Below are 1,128 nucleotides of genomic sequence, written 5' to 3' on the forward strand. Positions count from 1 at the left end.
GCTTTGCTCTTTCCCATTGATAGTCATCAGGAAAATTTTGGACATCCGCGATGAGCACCTCATCAGGAATTTTCATGGGAGGCTTATCACGCGTCATGCAAGGTTCTATTTGATGGCTCCACCGGAACAGGGTACGAATAGAAATCTCAAAATGGGCACGCGTTTGTTCGAAAGTCAACGAATGCTTATCTTTGTATGCCAGGACTCTTTTTCGAAAACCTAAACTGTAACCCATTTCACTTTATGCCTTGTCATGTTGGATTTGGATATTATGACATATTAGTATGATTCTGCTATATTCTGCTCTTCCCGTGACAATTGCGTATCTGAAAACTTGGTTACATGCCTGTCTGATCTTTTTCAACTTATCGAGAACGCCGCGCTGTTCCATTTTGCGCAAAACAGTGAGCATGTCTAAGGGCTTAATATCGGTGATGGCTTGCTTGCCGATGTAAGGGAAAATATCTTTTGTGAAGCCTTCTAAAAGGTCTTCTGCGTACCCCTTTGACCAATTGGGAGCCTTATAAGCGTGCCACTCAAGGGCGATTTTGTCGAAGCTGTTATTTACGATGAGAGCCTTTTCTCTTTTTTCCTGCTTTTTAACTTGCCCCGGATCATCGCCATTTACCAATATTTTTTTAGCATCTTCTCTTTTGTTTCTGGCTTCTGCTAACGTTACGGTGGGATAAGTGCCAAATGCTAATCTCTTCTCTTTACCTGCAAAGCGATATTTTAACCGCCAACATTTGGAACCATTCGGGAAAATTTCTAAGTACATGCCCCCACCATCGGAGAGTTTGTACGTTTTTTCTTTTGGCTTTGCGGTGTCTATCTGTCTGGCTGTCAACTTCATGTGGGGGCATCCATTTTGATTGAACCTAACAATGCCCCCTATTATGCCCCCAGAGATCTGTGGATTTCAACATACCTGACTAGACTACAGGAGAATGGAAAAAGGTTAACACTGCGTATTTAATGGGGTTTTGTAGACTTCTGAAGACGTTAAGATAGGAAAGAATGGTACGCCCTACAGGATTCGAACCTGTGACCTACGGCTTAGAAGGGCAAAAACTATAGATTTCAGGTGGTTTCCTCTAGTTTCAATCAGTTTCATCATCATGATTTAAA

The 1,128-nt window shown here is 42.1% G+C and carries 1 protein-coding gene and 1 pseudogene; both read right to left on the minus strand.

The window, feature by feature from the left end; genetic code table 11:
• On the minus strand, positions 1-235 hold a 235-nt coding region (locus AAC854_RS22605), incomplete at its 3' end, for an IS630 transposase-related protein (RefSeq protein ID WP_340619053.1).
• Between the two features lie 51 nt (positions 236-286).
• A pseudogene (locus AAC854_RS22610) lies at positions 287-853 on the minus strand (tyrosine-type recombinase/integrase); the annotation flags it as partial.
• Positions 854-1,128 lie beyond the last annotated feature (275 nt).

It is taken from the genome of Xenorhabdus entomophaga (assembly GCF_037996725.1).
GTDB lineage: Bacteria > Pseudomonadota > Gammaproteobacteria > Enterobacterales > Enterobacteriaceae > Xenorhabdus > Xenorhabdus khoisanae.